The organism is Winogradskyella tangerina (assembly GCF_003260205.1).
Taxonomy (GTDB): Bacteria; Bacteroidota; Bacteroidia; order Flavobacteriales; family Flavobacteriaceae; genus Winogradskyella; species Winogradskyella tangerina.
The window spans coordinates 25,765-43,847 of the sequence record NZ_QERF01000011.1 but is presented as its reverse complement, the minus strand read 5'-3'; the positions used below and the strand labels follow the sequence as shown (position 1 = coordinate 43,847).

Here is an 18,083-nt window from a genome sequence, read left to right as displayed (position 1 = left end):
TTTATAGAGGGATGTCAAAAGTAAGTCAACACTAAACAATAACAACGTGGTTAATGTTCGATAATTAAGCCTCATTAATGTTTGGGACATTGTTTAATAGCCTACCAAAAATGCCATAATGTGCTCAAATACACTAATAATTGGGATTTAATGCGGATTTATTAGATGAAGTGACGGATGAAATTCACAAAAAAAAAGTCCTATCGACAAACGGTCAATATCTTGGAAAAACTACCGTTTCATCGATGAAATGCACGTTTAGCTTAAATACCTGAACATCAACTAGTTATCTTCAAAAACATCAAATGTAGGTAAAGCCTTCAGGTCAAAATCAAAAAGACATTGATTTTCCCAAGAAGTCCCTTGTGTGGAGGTCACTTCATTGCCATCAAATGCCACCCAATCTGGTGCCCAATAACAAAATCCAATGCCGCGATTTTCAGGAATATTTTTTATGGTTTCTACCAACCATTCGAAGTACGCTTTTTGGCCTTCAGGTGTAGGTGAAAATTCAATAAGAGTTTGATCTAAACTTCCGATGTAATTCGTCTGATTATCATTCCATTGTAATGTAAAAGGGTAGGCCACTTCAACCATCAAAATATCTTTTTCGAAAGTGTTGGCGAGTTCGTTTAATTTTGAAGCAACCAAATCGAGATCCCGAATTTGAAACTGCGGATAGTAGGATAATCCGATCATATCAAAATCGAGATTAAATGACTCTAATTCATTGAAGAAAAAAATCGCATTTTCCACACTCGAATGATGAAGCATAATCTTCACTCTATTTTGAGTATCAACTTCTCTAACAGCTCTAATGGCCTCTGAGACTAGTTCAGCATAATTACCCCAATTATTATTAAAACTTCCCCAAACTCGTCCAAAATCCCAAAGAAAACCACTGTCGGTTTCGTTACCAATTTGAATAATTTCAGGTAAAGTGTTTTGCGCTTTTAATTGGGTAACTACATCTTTAGTGTAGCTATAAATGGCCGCTCGTACTTGTGTAAAACTCATATTTTGCCAGGCTACAGGAGGTGTTTGAGTGCCTGGGTCTGCCCAATAATCACTGTAGTGAAAATTAAGTAAAAAATCCATATTTCTAGATTTTATACGTTGGGCATATGCTTTTACATCTTCTAACCCATTTTCGCCATCTTGTGGTGTATGCCATAGTTTTAGTCGTACCAGATTGGTGCCTTTAGAACGCACAAAATCTAGTAATTCCACGGAGTTGCCATCGGCATCTTTATAGTCGACGTTATAATCTTCTAATTCACTTTGGAAAGACAGATCCATGCCTTTATAAAATGTATTCGAATTTCCAGTAGTGTTCGCGTCATCACTCGAGGAACAAGCAACGCATAACCATAATAGCAATAGTCTTAGGGCTTTCATATTCAATTTTTCTTATAGCACTATCAAAAATACCGCTAACTCGGTACTTCTTCAAGTTCTTGTCCGAATTTAATCAAATTTCCATCGTTATCTAAAATGGCAAATTCGCGCATACCATAAGGTTTATCTTCTAATTTCCCGTTGGGATGAATGACATTAAACGCTAATAATTCTTCATAAAGTGTATCAATGTCCTTAACGTCTACATAACAGCTTGTATTTTCTGGAATCATCTTGTTATTGCATTGCCAAAAATGAAGTGCAAAATTATCACGTCCTATAACGGCATAATTCTCATCTAAATACCCAATGCGATCAAACCCAAGCTTGGTTTGATAAAAATCTACGGTCTTTTTAATATTCAGTGAGGCCATTACTGGAATACCTCTGAGCAGGTGTGATTTACGGTCCATTTTAGTCTGAATTGATTGTTGTTTTAAATTTACGGAATTATAAACCTTCAAACCCTTAATGAAATAATAAATCTTCTATCTTTGCAGGCGTTTAAAAGCCAAAGTAGTACCAAGAAATGAAGCTTCAGGAAACATTAGAATTACAGGTTAAGGCAGCTGTGAAGGCCTTATTTCAATCAGATTTAGAATCGGTAGAATTTCAAGCAACACGCAAGGAGTTTGCCGGTGATATAACGGTGGTTGTATTTCCAATGTTACGTGTGGTTAAGGGCAATCCTGCAGTTATTGGAGAGCAAATAGGTGATTATTTAAAATCGAACATTGATCTCGTTAAAGATTTTAATGTGGTGAAAGGCTTCTTAAACATTGAGATCGACAATTCTTATTACCTCGATTTTTTCAATTCCATAAAAACAAACCATGAGTATGGTTTTGCTACAAGCAAGGTTGACAAAGCGATTATGGTTGAATATTCTTCACCTAATACTAATAAACCTTTGCACTTAGGGCATGTTCGTAATGTACTCTTAGGCTACTCTGTGGCAGAGATCCTAAAGGCTTCGGGAAGACCAGTTTACAAAACACAGATCATTAACGATAGAGGTATTCATATCTGTAAAAGTATGCTAGCTTGGCAGCGATTTGGTAATGGTGAAACACCTGATTCTTCTGGTTTGAAAGGCGATAAACTCGTTGGAAATTATTATGTTGAATTTGATAAGGCTTACAAGGCGGAAATTTCAGAATTAGTAGCCAATGGTCAGTCGGAAGATGATGCCAAAAAGAATGCAACGATCTTATTAGAAGCACAGGAAATGCTTAGACAATGGGAGGCAGGTGATGCTGAGGTCGTTGCACTTTGGGAGAAAATGAACGGTTGGGTGTACGATGGTTTTGAAGAAACCTATAAAGCCATCGGTGTTGATTTTGATGAGTATTACTACGAAAGTAAGACGTACTTACTTGGTAAAGAATTTATTGCTGAAGGTCTAAAAACAGGTGTTTTTTACAAGAAAGATGATGGTTCTGTTTGGTGCGACCTCACTGACGACGGACTCGATGAAAAAATTGTGTTGCGTTCTGACGGAACAGCCGTTTACATGACACAAGATATCGGAACGGCCATTCAGCGAATTAAAGATTATCCCGATGTTGGTGGAATGGTGTATACCGTAGGAAACGAGCAAGATTATCATTTCAAAGTCTTGTTTTTAATTCTGAAGAAATTAGGATTCGATTGGGCAGATAATCTTTACCATTTGAGTTACGGTATGGTAGATTTACCGAGTGGAAAAATGAAGAGTAGAGAAGGAACCGTTGTTGATGCTGATGACCTTATTCAGGAAATGGCAGACACAGCTGAGGAGATTTCAAAGGAATTAGGAAAGCTTGATGATTACTCAGAAGCGGATAAAAAAGCCCTTTATAAAACCATTGGATTAGGCGCTCTAAAATATTTCATATTGAAGGTCGACCCTAAAAAACGTATTTTATTCGATCCAAAAGAATCTATTGATTTTCAAGGTAATACAGGACCTTTCATTCAATATACTTATGCGAGAATTCAATCCATATTAAGAAAATCTGAAATTGAAAACAGTGCAACTTTTAATGCTTCAGGATTAACACTTCATGAGAAAGAAAAACAACTGTTGAAGCAACTCGAACAATTTCCAGAGGTTATTCAAAATGCAGCAGATCAACACAGTCCGGCATTAGTGGCAAACTATACTTACGATCTGGTAAAGGATTTTAATTCATTCTATCAGAATGTGTCAATTCTTGGGGCAGATAATAATGATGAAAAGATCTTTAGAGTACAGCTTTCTCAAACTGTTGGTCAGACCATAAAAAATGCATTCAGTGTTTTAGGTATTGATGTGCCAGAGCGTATGTAATAGGTCTAAATGACTATTTAACATTTCTTTCATTCTTAAAATCTTGTTTTTCCGTAAATTAGAGAGGACTTAATTCTAAATAGTTGTCCTATGAAAACTATACGATTTACGCGATTAGACTTTGTGGTGTATATCTTCATGCTACTTGGTTTTTCGTTAACTGCACAAGTTAATTTTACCGAGTATTCAGGAAAAGTAATTGATGGTCAGACAAAAAAAGTAATCGAATCAGCAAGTTTAAGTATTGAAGGTTCTAATATCGGAACGATTTCAAATTCAGATGGGGAATTTGTACTTAAAGTGCCCGCAAATTATTCAAATTCTCGATTGATTATTTCATTCCTCGGCTACGAAACTAAGGTTGTTGAGATTTCTGATCTGTCGGTTAATAACATAAAAATTGAATTGCGTGCAGCCGCTACCCAACTGCAACCTGTTAATATTTCAGCCTTTAAAGATGCCGAAAATTTAGTCCGGATGGTATTTAAGGACAAAAACAAAAATGTACTTAAAGCACCACTTTACATGACGGCATTTTACAGAGAAACTATAAAACGGAGAAATAGAAACGTATCGTTAACAGAAGCAGTAGTTAATATTTTGAAGCAACCCTTATCATCTTCAAAACGTGATGCGATATTGTTAAACAAAGCCAGAAAAAGTACAGATTACAAACGTTTAGATACGGTGTCTGTGAAGTTACAGGGAGGACCGTTTTCAACCATTCACCTGGATATTATGAAGTATCCTGAATATATATTTACCGACGTAGCCTTGAATAGTTACGCCTTTACTTTTGGGCCATCAACCACCATAAATGGAAGAAATGTTTATGTTGTGAATTTCAAACCAAAAAACAATAGTTTAAATCTCAATTATACGGGTCAGCTTTTTATTGATCCGCAAGCATTGGCTTTGGTTAGTGCAGACTATTCTTTAGATCTAAGTAATAAATCTAGAACTAGGAATTTATTAGTGAAGAAGAAGCCTAGAAGCGTAGTCGTTTATCCGCTTGAGGCCAATTATAAAGTAGACTATAAAGTAAAAGATGGTAAGTGGTATTATAACTATTCTAGCTTGTACTTAAGGTTTAAGGTGAAAAAGAAGCGACAACTTTTTAATAAAGTATATTCTTTAGCAAGCGAAATGGCAGTTACCGATTGGGAACCTCGTACAGATGACATTGATATCAATCTGAAGAATCGCTTAAAACCGACCATAATTATAGCTGATAAAATCTCTGGATTTTCAGATCCAGATTTCTGGGGTGAATTCAATGTTATTGAACCTGATAAATCTATAGAATCTGCAATTGAAAAGATCAGGAAAAGTATCGAAAAGCAAAAGCGAAAAGAAAGTAACCCATAAGGAATTAGAATCAATTATTATTACAGAATTCTACTGAAAAGTATCCTTATATTCTAATGCTTGTTCAATATGTGCATAGTGGTGATTGCTATGCCATGCGTATATTCCGATGGTTTCTTCTAGAGAAAATCGCTGCCCGTGTTCTGGGTGTACAAACTCTCTTTTTAATTCATCAGAATCAAAACTTTTAAGCAATGTGCCAAGTTTGTGGTGAACGCCTTTAAGAATCGCTATTGATGACTCAATGGAGTCAGCGTAGTCAATTAATTTCGCAAAACGATCTTCATAATAAGGTCTAATAGTTGGTGTTTTTTCCGTGAGTGCCAGTTTAAATCTAATGATGCTATTCATGTGGCTATCCGCACAGTGATGAACCACCTGTTTTATGGTCCAACCATTAGGGCGATATTTATATTTGAGCTGATCGTCTGTAAGATCTTTTGTAATCGATTCTATTCGGGCAGGTAATGATTCTATAGAAGAGATCCATTCATTGAGATGATCAGCGGTAATTTTGTCGGGTTTAGTAAATTCACCGACCGGAAACCGCAGTTTGTAAAATTCTTTTTCTGTCATAGTGGGCTCATTTACTTGGTTCTGTAATTAAATCTATAAACGTAGCCTAAACTCAGGTCTGTAAAATCTGCCTGTCCTAAATTGGCATTAATATGTGCACCTATAAAGATATTATGTTTGGGTGAATTTTTTGTATTCCAGAGGTAATATTTCAGACCCATTCGTGTAGATATGGTTCGTTTTATTTCGTAATACCAATCTAATTCACCTAAAACAGTAATAGTATTGTTGTCTGGATTTACATAAGAATAGCCTTCATTGAGCTGCCAATCGATCTTATAGAAAGGTTTATAAATATTTACGCCAAGATCAAATTCAAAACCAAAATGACTTAGTAACAATTCCGAAGTCACAAAAAGCCCAAAGTTGGTTGCATATCCAAAAGGATTATCTCTAAAAACAGGATATTGCTCTTCAACTAAAGCTTCATTGTTTTTTATATAGTCGTAATAATGTTCGTAAAAACGGTAGTAAAAACCAACACCAAATTTAAAGGTGTTGTTAATGATCTTACCATAATCGGCAGCAAAGGAATAGACTTCTTTTTTATCATTAAACACCTCTGAAAGTACATTTTGCCCAATTCCAAATCGTGCTGAAAAATAGCTTTGAGATTTAGATTTAAAATTATGAAATGTCGGTGTTTCGATTTGCTCTTTTCGGCGATCGAACCGCGCTGAAATACTTGCAGCTAAGGAATTAAGACCCTGGTTTGGTAATCTGGTATGTCCGTTAGATTGGTGTAAATAACCCAATCCAAATCGCCAGGTAACATTCTCAGTATTCAGCACATCATAATATAAAAATGAACGAAATGCCCAACTGAATTTAGTCGTGATGGCTCTATTGAGAGGATTGGTGATTGAGTCGAATTGCTTGTTCACATATGCTGTACCCACACCAACTTGCAGGTTCAATTTAGGAATATGTTTTTTTAGAATATCGAATTCAATAAACGGCAAAAGTGTTAGCGCATGGCCAACTTTGTCACTGTTACCAAAATCGGTGTATCCTATGGTTAGTCCGGTTCTGGGATAATTTAATCTTGCTGCCCATTCTTTATCTTCTGAAAAATTATAAGTCCCAACACTGAGAAATGCGCTCTTTTGAAAATCGGTATCTGGGAAGTCCGTGTTAGCCGGAATTGTTTTACCAATTTGTAATTCAGGTATAATAAAATATGGGGATTTGTCTGTCTTGTCCTTGTCTTGACCCGTTAAATGACTAAAATGCATAACGAGCACAACAACTATGAGTGCCTTTAAAGTTTTGATTGGAATAGAGTTAGTTAAACGTTGACTAAAAGTAATAACTAAAATTGTATTCTCAAACTGAAGTTAGGCGTAAACCGCAATGAACGGTTATTAACTTCAACTATATTGTCATCAGCATCTAAGGCATAAAAGCGATTGATGATATTAGACCTATCGAATACATTCCAGATCGATGCACCAGCTTCAGCCCTAACTCCATGAGATAATTTGAACTTATATATCGCCGAAATATCAGTTCTAAAATAATCGGGTAATCTAGCGTTATTCGGATCGTCGTATTCAATAAAAGGATTGTTGTCGATTTGTAATTCTGATGGCTCAGTATATGCTCTGCCTGAATGCCAATTAATCCCTAGTCCAACCTTAAAACTATTGAGACTATATGTTAATGATGCATTAGCAACATGGGTAAGGTCTACGGTATTCGGAAATGCAGAACTACCATTTAAGGTGTCAAACTTATAATTGTTATTACTCAAGGTATAACTTAACCATGTGCTGAAATTATTGAAGCGTTTGTTCACCAGAAAATCTAATCCAGTCACGGTGTACGAACCAATATCATTTACAAACTGAAACTGATTTTGAAAGCCCTGACTTTGAGCGGTAATATCATCGACATTTTTGTAGTAGCCTTCAAGAGAAATCAATAAGTTGTTTTGATTATAGCTGACACCCATGGAAATTTGTTGACTTCTTACAAGTGGTACATCGTCTAAATTAGACAACTGCCAACGTCGTTTTTCTATTCCGAAAAAATCTTGCTGAAGATCGGTCACCTGAGTGATTGATTGACTCTTCAATTCACCTAATATTTCTAATCGTATGGCGTTTGAAAACTTCTGGTTGAAGGCAAATCGAGGTTCAATAACAAGTTCTTGTAATTTTTCAAAATAGCTAATTCTTGCACCAAGTCTGATATACGTATTTCTCGATTTTGAAAATCGCTCTGTTTCAGCAAAAATGGCGTGCGTTCTAATAATTTCTTTTATCAAACTCGTGAAATTAGGGTTGGTAACATCTTCAAAATCTGTAACTCCAACTTCATTAAACTGATAACCACCGCGCAGTTCAGTGTTATTATCAATGGTTTTTGAAAGGTCTACTCGTAAACCGTAATCTTCTACTTTATTCTCCTGAATTAAGCTTTGATTGTTAGTGATGTCGTTGTTTTGAGCATCGAGATCATAGTTAGAATAATAGATTTGGGCAGAGGCTCTAATGTCATTTTCAAACACTTTTGAATAGCTTGCACTTGCTCCAAAACTGATCTGATTTAGTGCGCTTCGGGTTTCCTGAATGTCGTTATCAGAATTGGTAAAAATCTGATTATAATCAAGATCATTATAAATGTTAAGGAAGCTAACCCTAAGCTTCGATGTATCATCAATATCATACAGAAACTTTGCATTCAAGTCATAGAATAAAAAACGTTCGTCTAAAGCAATCACTGTATTAATATCGTTCGAAATATTAAGTTCCGAATCTCTGAAAATTCGGTCGAAATAAGAATCATAGGTGGTTGACGACCAAAGGTCTGTAAAAGAACGTCGGGCAGCCAATTGAAGCTCCATTTTTTTATTTATTGGGATGGTAGCATAGCCATCAGCATTTAACAAATTAGACCCAATTCCGCCATTAAATTGATGGTCTAGTCGATCTTTATTAGTTATAGAAATAGTACTCGAAACACCATTACCATAAAGCGCTGAGGTTCCGTTTTTAGAGATTTTAATATCGTTGGTTAAATACGGATTGAAGGCCGAAATGAGCCCGAAGAAATGACCAGACTGATACATTCTTATCCCTTCATAGAGAATTAGATTTTGATCATTAGTTCCACCTCTTACATTTAAGTTTGAAATGCGTTCGTCAACACTAATTATTCCAGGAAGATTTTGCAATATCTGAAGGACGTCGGGTTCAATAAGACCTGGTAAAATATCAAAAGCTTTAGACCGCACATTAACTGCGCCAGTATTTGTTTTAGTAATACCTTTGGTTAAATAATTGAACACTACAACTTCTTCAAGCCGTTGAACAGACTTTGAGTTTTTTGTAATGGCAATAAAACGACGATCTAAAATTTTAAATTCAAGAAGGGAAAGAAATCTAAGTTCACCGATCATATCTTCAATCGAAAGATCTAAACTAGGAAGTGAAACAAATATATCTTTTATGGTTTTAGTCTCATAAGAGAATTTTACATCGTAATGATCTTCGATCTGTTCAAGAATAAGAACAAGCGGTTGTGGACCCTCATTTTGGCTATGAGCTAAATTAAACGAGGTGGTTAAAAAAAGAAATAAAACTAATCGATGTAAAAGTTTATTCACGCTTTAATACAATAGAAGTTCCAGACTTACTATAGCTTAAATTTAAAGGTATTGTAATAGATTGCAATGCTAAATCTAGATTTTTATGGGTGAAGCTACCTGTAAATACTCGCATCTTATCGGCATCATCTACAGTAATATCAAGATTATAATAATTTTCGAGCTCAGCAATAACGTGCTTTAAAGGTGTTTCCTTAAAATTACTTTCACCACGCAACCAAGATGGTTGCGTAGCGGTTTCTTTTTCATCAGCAAGTAATTTCCCATCTATGATTTTTATGCTCTCTCCTGGGTGGAGTTTTACATACTCTTCTTTAGTTTTTACACCAACCAGTCCTTCGTAACATACAACTTCAAAATAGTTTATGCGTTGTTTCACATTAAATTGTGTGCCTAGCACACTAACAGTACCACTTTCTGTAACGACATCGAACTTTTCGCCTTTTGCAACCTTAAAAAATGCTTCACCATTTAACGTAACCGTTCTGTTTTTAGACCAGTTACTTTCATTAAAAACTAGCGATGAATTTGAGTTCAAAACCACCTCAGAATTGTCAGGCAATTCAATGTCAGTTCTGTTTGCAATTTGGGTATCAAATTTAGTATCGAGTGTTGTTGTGTAATAATACACAGAGAAACAAATCGCCAGGACTGCAGCAAGTCTTAGTAATGGTTTTAACCAGTTCTGCTGACTCTTTTTAATTTGAAGCTTAGGCTTTAATTCCTCATAATTCTTATCAACAGAAAACTCAGGAGCTTTAAAAGACATCAAGGTCTCTTGCATTTGGATCAAAATATTGTAATCCTCAAGCTGCTCAAAAGCTTTTCGCTCTTCTGGGCTCAGGTTATTATCTAACCATTTTTGTATGAGTGAATCTCTGTTCATAATTCTATTTCAATAATATAACAGCTTAGCAGTAAAAATTCCTACCCCATATCATATTTTAATTTTTTAGAGGCCTTCAATATCTTCACGTAACTTTTTTAAGGCGCCATAAATTCGCTTTTCAACTGCTTTCGTCGAGATGTCTAAAATTGCAGCAATTTCCTTAAATCGTTTGCCTTCAACTCTATTCATTAAAAAAGCAACACGTTGGGCTTCAGTTAAATTGGCAAGCGCATTTTGTAGCTTCTTATGATATTCTTTTTCCTGAAGAATAAATTCTGGCGACTGATTAGTAGCTGTCTTTTGGGGTAGCTTTTCAAACTTTAAAACTACCTTTTGATGCGCTGCGGCATTTAGCATTAAATTATTTGCGGTAGTGAATAAAAAACTTTTGGCTTTATCAGGGGCGATCTTACCACAATTTTGCCATAATTTTATAAAAGCATCTTGAACCTTGTCTCTAGGATTTAAGCGATCACCGAACTTGTAATACAAGAAATCATGAAGATTCTTTGAGTGTTTTTTATACAAACGCTCAAACAATTGCTCGTTGCAGATATGGTCTTGCAGTGGTTGGTTCATAGCTTATGCCTCACAAAGTATAAATAAATTTTTTAAGGGGTGAGGTAGGAGAAATAAATCTGAAGTTGTTGTATAATAAAATACTAAAGCTCCAAAATGATGAAAACGAAAATCAATCACGTATTACTTTACGCCTTTTTTGCCCTATTGACTTTTACGTCCTGTCTAAATGAAGAGGTCGATGTAGTCGACCCTGATGAACAGGAAATTATAGAGCCCAACTCACCGCTTGCGACATTTATGAATAATGTCACTGCCAACTATGGTGCCTACGACGATATTCTCGACAATTCGAGTTGTTTTTCAATCGAATTACCAGTAACTATTATTATCGGTGATACTACAATTGTGATTGAAACACTCGACGATATTGAAGAACTCGAAGATCTTTTTGATGAGTTTGAAGATGAAGAAGATTTCTTCGATTTTGTATTTCCTATCACCATTATTTTTAGTGATTATACAGAAATTGTTATTGAAAATATAGAGCAATTAGAAACATTTATTGACGAATGCGAACTCGACGAAGATGACGACGACATCATTGAATGTGTTGATTTTGTTTATCCAATTACGTTTTCAATTTTCGATGCTACCTTCAATATTGTAGATACTGTAGTTATTGAGAATGATGAAGCTTTATACAACTTTTTAGATGAGTTAGAAGATGATGAAAATGCATTAATTGTTAGTTTGAATTATCCAGTGACCCTAATTTATGCCAATGGTGAAACGCTCGAAGTAAACTCTAATCAGGAATTGGCAGATGCAATAGCAGCGGCTGATGAAGATTGTGATGATGATGACGATGAAGAGGAAGAATGCGATGAAGAACAGGTTTTAGAATTACTACTTGAATGTCCTTGGGATATTGAAGATGAATACGACGATTTTGAGATTTATCAGATTATCTTTTATGAAGACGGTTCTTTGGCGATTACAGAAGGTGATACGACGTCGGCCATTGGAGGTGAATGGAGCTTAACAGAAACAGACGAAGGTTTAGTGCTTAATTTATTCGAATTAACTGCTTTTGAACAAGATTTGGGAGGTGAATGGCTAATTGATTGTGATGAAGATGAATTAGAGATCTATCGTGAAGATTACCCAATAGAGCTTGAGCAAAATTGCGATGATGATGACGATGACGAGGTGTTCGATTGTTTCGGTGATTATGAACTCGTAGCGTGCTTAGGTCCTAATAACGAAGCCGAATTTAATCTCAGTGCGAATACTATTGGTTTAACAGATTGTGCTTACAATTTCACACCTTCATTCCATGTAACAGAGGCAGACGCTGAGACCAATATTAATGCGATTGTAAATACGGAGTCGTATTGGTCAAGTGGAGGTGAAGTATTCCTAAGAATTGAAGCTGATAATGGTAATTTCGAGATTTTTACCATCTATCTCATAACTGAAGAATGTAATAATTTCGATTGTTTCACAAGTTTTGATGCGGTACTTGAGCAATGCGATAATGGCACTGATGGGCCTTATACTTTTGATCTTACCGTTGCATTTGCAAATTGTAATCCAAGTGCAGATGAGGTGACCTACCACGAAACTATTCAAGATGCCGATGCCGGAATTAACCCAATAGCAAACCCGGAAAGTTATGCTATGGTTGGCTTAGAAGCAATAGTTTACACGAGAGTGGTGATTGGTAACCAGTTTGAAGTATTCCCGATAATTTTAATCATTGAAGACTGTAATGAAGGCGATTGTTCAGAATTAGATGTTGACGGATTCCTTACCGAATGCATCTGGATTCCGGTCAATTATAACGGAAGCGACAATTTAATGGAATGGAACTTAGATTTCCAACCGAACAGTCAATCCGTAATCATTTACAACAATCAAACAGAAATTGAAGCCAACTGGACGACCTCACAGTCTGAGGATGGTGTAATTGTGACCTTCACCAATGTTGCAGGGCCAAATATTCAGGCAATTACTGGTGAATGGCTAGTCGTTGAATGCGAAGAAAACAGATTAGAAATGCACCGAGGAGACGATATTTTAGTTCTCGAAAGAGAATGCGATTAATAAAGAGAACCGCTAAGTAAGTTAGTAATTTTAGTAAGTTTAAGTTGATGAGAGGAGTTGCCAACCGCTAGGCAGCTCTTTTCTTTTGTAATATTCTCAATGAAAGCAGCGCAGAATTATAGATATGCTATTCGTTTATCTCTTGTAAATTCTTAAATTTGCACCTTCTAAAGAGATAAAGATTATGTTCAATAATTTAAGTGAAAAGTTAGATAAAGCATTACACGTTCTTAAAGGACACGGTAGCATTACGGAAGTTAATGTTGCTGAAACTTTAAAAGAAGTAAGACGTGCGCTTTTAGATGCCGATGTTAATTTTAAAATTGCTAAGGAATTCACCAATAAGGTGAAGGAAAAAGCTTTAGGTCAGAATGTACTAACGACCTTACAACCAGGTCAGTTAATGGTTAAGATCGTTAAAGACGAACTAACCGAGCTTATGGGCGGCGATGCCGAAGGTGTCAACCTATCTGGCAACCCAAGCGTTATCTTAATGTCGGGTTTACAGGGTTCGGGTAAAACCACTTTTTCTGGAAAGCTTGCCAATTATCTCAAAAACAAAAAGACTAAAAAACCTCTATTAGTTGCCTGTGACGTTTATCGTCCTGCGGCGATCGATCAGCTTCACGTAGTGGGTGAGCAGATCAATGTTGAGGTTTACAGTGATAAAGGAAATAGTGATCCTGTTGCTATTGCGCAGGCAGGTATTTCTCATGCAAAGGCTAACGGACACAACGTGGTGATAATAGATACCGCGGGTCGTTTGGCTGTTGATGAGGCCATGATGACCGAGATATCTAATATCCATAAAGCCATTCAGCCGCAAGAAACCCTATTCGTAGTGGACTCAATGACAGGTCAGGATGCTGTTAACACGGCGAAAGCCTTCAACGACATTTTAAATTTTGATGGTGTTATCCTTACCAAGCTAGATGGTGATACTCGAGGTGGTGCAGCGATCTCAATTAAATCGGTAGTTAATAAACCGATTAAGTTTATCGGTACCGGCGAAAAGATGGAAGCTATCGATGTGTTCTATCCATCTCGTATGGCTGATCGTATTTTGGGCATGGGAGATGTGGTATCTCTTGTTGAAAGAGCTCAAGAACAATTTGATGAGGAAGAAGCTAGAAAACTTCAGAAGAAAATTGCAAAGAATCAATTTGGTTTTGATGACTTCTTGAAGCAAATTCAGCAGATCAAGAAAATGGGTAATATGAAGGATTTAATCGGAATGATCCCCGGAGCCGGAAAAATGATGAAGGGTGTTGATATCGATGACGATGCCTTCAAAGGAATTGAAGCAATTATACATTCCATGACACCTGCCGAACGTTCTAATCCATCTATTATAAATGCTAGTCGTAAAAAGCGAATTGGAAAAGGCTCAGGTACTTCAGTGCAAGAAGTTAATCAGTTACTGAAGCAATTCACCCAAATGAGTAAAATGATGAAAATGATGCAAGGTGGTGGCGGCAAACGCATGATGCAGATGATGAAAAATATGCCGAGGTAAATGTTGACAGTCACAGTAGGCAGTGTCAGTAGGCAGTTACAGTAGACAGTCAAAGTAGGTGGTATTAGTTTACATAATTAATCTAAAAAGACGCCCCAGTCTCGATAGTTATTACTTAATGTTATGGATTTTAAAAACTTATTGGCTTACCAAAAAGGTTTTGATTTGGCTATGGCTGTTTATGAAATTTCAAAGTCCTTCCCAAGGGAGGAAACCTATTCAATGACGGACCAAATTAGAAGAAGTTCAAGATCTGTGTGTGCAAATATTGCGGAAGCCTATAGAAAAAGAGAATATGTAAAACATTTTGTAAGCAAGCTTTCAGACTCAGACAGTGAAAATTCAGAGACGAGTACATGGCTAGATTTTGCACTTAAATGTAACTACATAACAAGAGAAGAACATAACAATTTAGCAAGTCAGGTAGACGAAGTTGGTAAGTTGATAAATTACATGAAAAACAATCCAAAGAAATTTGGAGTCAAAGTGCATTAAATTCATAAACTGTTAATTACTGAGACTGAAAACTGAGACTGAAAACTGAGACTGAAAACTGAGACTGAAAACTGAGACTGAAAACTGAGACTGAAAACTGAGACTGAAAACTGAGACTGAAAACTGAGACTGCGACTGAAAACTAAACTAAATTATGACAATACTAGACGGAAGAAAGACCAGCAAGGACATAAAAGAAGAGATTAAGGTAGAAGTTGATAAAATGAAGGCCAATGGTGAGAAAGTTCCGCATTTAGCGGCAGTTATAGTTGGTAATGACGGTGCAAGTTTAACTTACGTTGGAAGTAAAGTTAGAGCCTGTGAACGCGTAGGGTTTGAATCTACCATGGTTAGAATGCCAAATACAACCAGCGAAATTGAACTTCTTGATACTATTGACGACCTAAACAACAATGATGATATTGATGGGTTCATCATTCAATTACCATTGCCACCACAAATTAATACACAAAAAGTATTAATGGCGGTAAACCCTGATAAGGATGTTGATGGTTTCCATCCGACTAACTTTGGAAAAATGGCCTTAGATATGTCTACCTTCATTCCGGCTACACCATTTGGTATTTTAGAACTTTTAGACCGTTATGGGGTTGAGACGAAAGGAAAGCACACTGTAGTGATTGGCAGATCTCATATTGTTGGTAGACCGATGAGTATTTTGATGGGGCGCAAAGGCTTCCCAGGAAATTCAACGGTGACATTAACCCATAGTCACACAAAAAATATTACGCAGATTACGTCGCAGGCAGATATTATTATCACGGCGCTTGGTGTTCCAGGGTTTTTGAAAGCTGAAATGGTGAAGGATGACGCCGTTATTATCGACGTAGGAATTACCCGTGTTGCAGATGATTCTGAAAAAGGCTATTACATCACTGGTGATGTCGATTTTGAAAACGTCAGCAAAAAAGCAAGTTTTATTACACCTGTACCTGGAGGTGTAGGACCAATGACTATTGCTATGCTTTTAAAGAATACGTTACTTGCTAGAGAACAGCACAGAAAACATAGAAGCTAAATTATTTGGCGAATAGCTGACTCATATCCTTGAAGGCTTTAAATTCTAAAGCATTCCCAGAAGGATCCTTAAAAAACATGGTGGCTTGTTCACCAACTTGCCCTTCAAACCTGATGTAAGGTTCAATGATGAATTTTATGCCTTTAGATTTTAAAAGATCAGCAAACTTCTGAAAAGAATCCCATGGTAAAACTACACCAAAGTGAGGTACAGGAACGTCTTTTCCGTCTACTGCGTTGGTGTGAAGATCCTCTTCAGATTTCGGCTTAAAATGAATAACTAACTGATGTCCGAAGAAATTATAATCTACCCAATGGTCACTGCTGCGGCCTTCTTCAAATCTTAAAGTATTGGTGTAAAAATCTCTACATTCTGCGAGATTATGAACGGGAATAGCCAAATGAAATGGTGAAAGTTTCGACATACAATTCAAAAGTTTCACCAAAAATAAGGATTACTCAGGAACACTATTCCATATGTCGAGGTAAATCTTCCAATCGCCTTCAATCTTTTTCCAAACGATCAAATACTTGCCTTGCCAAGAACTTTCCTTTTTGTCTTTAGTTAAGGTCTTGCCTTCATAATAGCCATAATCGTAGGCGATATCATTTTCAATATGAATTTCGTCTGGTGTCACCTTGTGATGAAGGGTTTTAACGCCTTCGGGCATGATCCAATACTTTTTTAAGTCAGACGTCCCAGCCATAATCATGCGATTATTTGGAAATATCTTCCCATCATCAGTATATAAGTTAACCAATGCGTCTACGTCACCATCCATGTAAGCTTTTGAAAATGCCATTGAATTCTTCTTTATGATTTCAAGATCTGAATGGCCTGAAGGCTCTCGCTTACAATCAATTTTCCAAGTAGGAAATACGATCTTTTCAGTCTTATCTACCCATTCACCGATCCATTTATAACCAGTATCGTTGATGTCATAAAACATAAGTCTGTAAAACCCTTCCATACCATTTGGAGCTGTCTGATCGCGATAAAGTACAATTGTGCCATCGTCTTTCTTGCCACCTTCCCAAGTTGGTAAGCTGGTTGTAGGAAAGTTTGAAGAGTAATAATGCACATACCATTTGCTGCTATCTGCAATGAACTGTCTAATACTTCCAGAGTGTTTTCCATCCGCTTTGATGGTTTCATCCTGTACGGCCATACCGTTCATTATATATTTCCATTCCCAGGTCATATCTACGGCTTCTGCCCAAGACTGATCCTGATTTCGGGAAACAGATTTGCAATTGCATTTACCTATTAAACCATCAAAATCTTTGATCTGTTCGGGAGCATCGGGATGAGGTAAACCATAAGGATGTGTGTCTGAAGCGGAATAATTGGTTTGGGAAAATCCCAAAATCGACACGAAGAAAACGAGTGTGAGGATTGATTTCATAATGTTAACTGATTGATTTAGTAAAATTAAAGTTAAAGATCAATCAGGCAACTCTTTTGTTAATTAGGATATAATTAACGTCTGCTTTTTCTGGTACGTTGCTGTTTCGGTTGGAACGTTTTTTTCGAATCGCTAATGAGTTCACTTAACGTTTTGAATTCTTCTTCGGTCAATTCACGATAAGTGCCTAATGGCATATCAAGAGAAATATTCATGATTCTAATGCGCTTTAAGGTAAGAACTTCATAGTTCAAATATTCGCACATGCGACGGATCTGGCGGTTCAATCCTTGCGTAAGAATGATGCTAAAGGTAAAGGTGTCTATTTTTCTGACTTCACATTTTTTGGTCCGCTGTTTTAACTCTTCAATATAAATTCCACCTGCCATACGCTTAATGAAAGTTTGAGAGATAGGCTTATCAACTGTAACTACATATTCTTTTTCGTGATTATTGCTTGCGCGAAGAATTTTATTCACAATGTCGCCATCATCCGTGAGAAGTATAAGGCCTTCACTTGGTTTATCTAATCGTCCAATTGGAAAAATACGTTTTGGATAATTAATGAAGTCTATGATATTATCTTTTTCAACACGTGTGTCGGTTGTACAAACAATGCCAACAGGTTTATTAAATGCGAGATAAACAAAGTCTTTTTTGCGTTCGCCAATAATTTCACCATCTACTTTCACCACATCACCAGTAGCAACTTTAGTACCCATTTCAGGCACCACATCATTGATGGTCACTCTTCCGGCATCGATCAGGCGATCGGCTTCACGACGAGAGCAATACCCAGCTTCACTGAGGAATTTATTAAGACGTATGAGTTGGTCTGACATAATGTA

16 protein-coding genes are annotated in these 18,083 nt (G+C 36.5%); 6 read left to right on the top strand and 10 right to left on the bottom strand.

Translation table 11 applies throughout. From position 1 onward, the window contains the following. Nucleotides 1-282 precede the first annotated feature (282 nt). Together DDY94_RS15150 and DDY94_RS15145 are read right to left on the bottom strand one after the other, a co-directional pair. Nucleotides 283-1,398, bottom strand: coding sequence for a glycoside hydrolase family 53 protein (locus DDY94_RS15150; RefSeq protein WP_111685452.1), 1,116 nt, complete (start codon nt 1,396-1,398; stop codon nt 283-285). A 35-nt stretch (nt 1,399-1,433) separates the two neighbouring features. Next, entirely contained in the window at nt 1,434-1,811 is a 378-nt protein-coding gene (locus DDY94_RS15145; protein WP_111685451.1) for a bleomycin resistance protein, read from the bottom strand. A 116-nt stretch (nt 1,812-1,927) separates the two neighbouring features. Here DDY94_RS15145 and argS point away from each other — a divergent pair, with 116 nt between their 5' ends. Further along, the gene (gene argS, locus DDY94_RS15140) at nt 1,928-3,709 is read left to right on the top strand and encodes an arginine--tRNA ligase (protein ID WP_111685450.1); all 1,782 of its coding nucleotides are present in this window, start codon (nt 1,928-1,930) and stop codon (nt 3,707-3,709) included. A 90-nt stretch (nt 3,710-3,799) separates the two neighbouring features. Beyond that, nucleotides 3,800-5,077 (top strand): carboxypeptidase-like regulatory domain-containing protein, encoded by a 1,278-nt coding sequence (locus tag DDY94_RS15135; RefSeq protein WP_111685449.1) that lies wholly within the window; start codon nt 3,800-3,802, stop codon nt 5,075-5,077. A gap of 30 nt (nt 5,078-5,107) precedes the next feature. Here the strand turns inward: DDY94_RS15135 and DDY94_RS15130 are convergent, their stop codons facing one another. The 5 genes from DDY94_RS15130 to DDY94_RS15110 form a co-directional block, all read right to left on the bottom strand. After that, on the bottom strand, nt 5,108-5,653 hold the full coding sequence (locus DDY94_RS15130) for a YfiT family bacillithiol transferase (RefSeq protein WP_111685448.1): 546 nt from the start codon (nt 5,651-5,653) through the stop codon (nt 5,108-5,110). 11 nt (nt 5,654-5,664) lie between these two features. Next, nucleotides 5,665-6,888, bottom strand: a complete 1,224-nt coding sequence (locus tag DDY94_RS15125; RefSeq protein ID WP_111685447.1) for an acyloxyacyl hydrolase — start codon at nt 6,886-6,888, stop codon at nt 5,665-5,667. A gap of 77 nt (nt 6,889-6,965) precedes the next feature. After that, nucleotides 6,966-9,263: a TonB-dependent receptor plug domain-containing protein gene (locus tag DDY94_RS15120; RefSeq protein WP_111685446.1), complete on the bottom strand. Its 2,298-nt coding sequence runs from the start codon at nt 9,261-9,263 to the stop codon at nt 6,966-6,968. Further along, complete coding sequence (locus DDY94_RS15115) at nt 9,256-10,149, bottom strand: FecR family protein (RefSeq protein ID WP_198658967.1); 894 nt, start codon at nt 10,147-10,149, stop codon at nt 9,256-9,258. Before DDY94_RS15115 ends, DDY94_RS15120 begins: the two co-directional genes overlap by 8 nt. Nucleotides 10,150-10,215: 66 nt before the next feature. After that, nucleotides 10,216-10,731 (bottom strand): RNA polymerase sigma factor, encoded by a 516-nt coding sequence (locus DDY94_RS15110; protein ID WP_111685444.1) that lies wholly within the window; start codon nt 10,729-10,731, stop codon nt 10,216-10,218. A 96-nt stretch (nt 10,732-10,827) separates the two neighbouring features. On the opposite strand from DDY94_RS15110, the gene DDY94_RS15105 reads away from it, so the two are divergent. The 4 genes from DDY94_RS15105 to DDY94_RS15090 all read left to right on the top strand — a co-directional run bounded on the left by DDY94_RS15105 (nt 10,828) and on the right by DDY94_RS15090 (nt 15,830). Continuing rightward, nucleotides 10,828-12,780, top strand: coding sequence for a hypothetical protein (locus DDY94_RS15105; protein ID WP_111685443.1), 1,953 nt, complete (start codon nt 10,828-10,830; stop codon nt 12,778-12,780). 184 nt (nt 12,781-12,964) lie between these two features. After that, entirely contained in the window at nt 12,965-14,296 is a 1,332-nt protein-coding gene (ffh, locus tag DDY94_RS15100) for a signal recognition particle protein (RefSeq protein WP_111685442.1), read from the top strand. Nucleotides 14,297-14,419: 123 nt separating this feature from the next. Continuing rightward, nucleotides 14,420-14,791 carry a four helix bundle protein gene (locus DDY94_RS15095; protein ID WP_111685441.1) on the top strand — a complete coding sequence of 124 codons (372 nt, stop codon included), beginning with the start codon at nt 14,420-14,422 and terminating at the stop codon, nt 14,789-14,791. Between the two features lie 154 nt (nt 14,792-14,945). Continuing rightward, entirely contained in the window at nt 14,946-15,830 is an 885-nt protein-coding gene (locus DDY94_RS15090; protein WP_111685440.1) for a bifunctional 5,10-methylenetetrahydrofolate dehydrogenase/5,10-methenyltetrahydrofolate cyclohydrolase, read from the top strand. Nucleotide 15,831: 1 nt separating this feature from the next. On the opposite strand, the gene DDY94_RS15085 is transcribed toward DDY94_RS15090, so the two are convergent. The 3 genes from DDY94_RS15085 to rluF all read right to left on the bottom strand — a co-directional run bounded on the left by DDY94_RS15085 (nt 15,832) and on the right by rluF (nt 18,077). Then, on the bottom strand, nt 15,832-16,254 hold the full coding sequence (locus DDY94_RS15085) for a VOC family protein (RefSeq protein WP_111685439.1): 423 nt from the start codon (nt 16,252-16,254) through the stop codon (nt 15,832-15,834). Nucleotides 16,255-16,284: 30 nt separating this feature from the next. Next, on the bottom strand, nt 16,285-17,235 hold the full coding sequence (locus DDY94_RS16290; protein WP_232817886.1) for a YybH family protein: 951 nt from the start codon (nt 17,233-17,235) through the stop codon (nt 16,285-16,287). A 74-nt stretch (nt 17,236-17,309) separates the two neighbouring features. Further along, a complete protein-coding gene (gene rluF, locus DDY94_RS15070; protein ID WP_111685438.1) occupies nt 17,310-18,077 on the bottom strand; it encodes a 23S rRNA pseudouridine(2604) synthase RluF in 768 nt (255 codons plus the stop codon). Between the last annotated feature and the right edge of the window lie 6 nt (nt 18,078-18,083).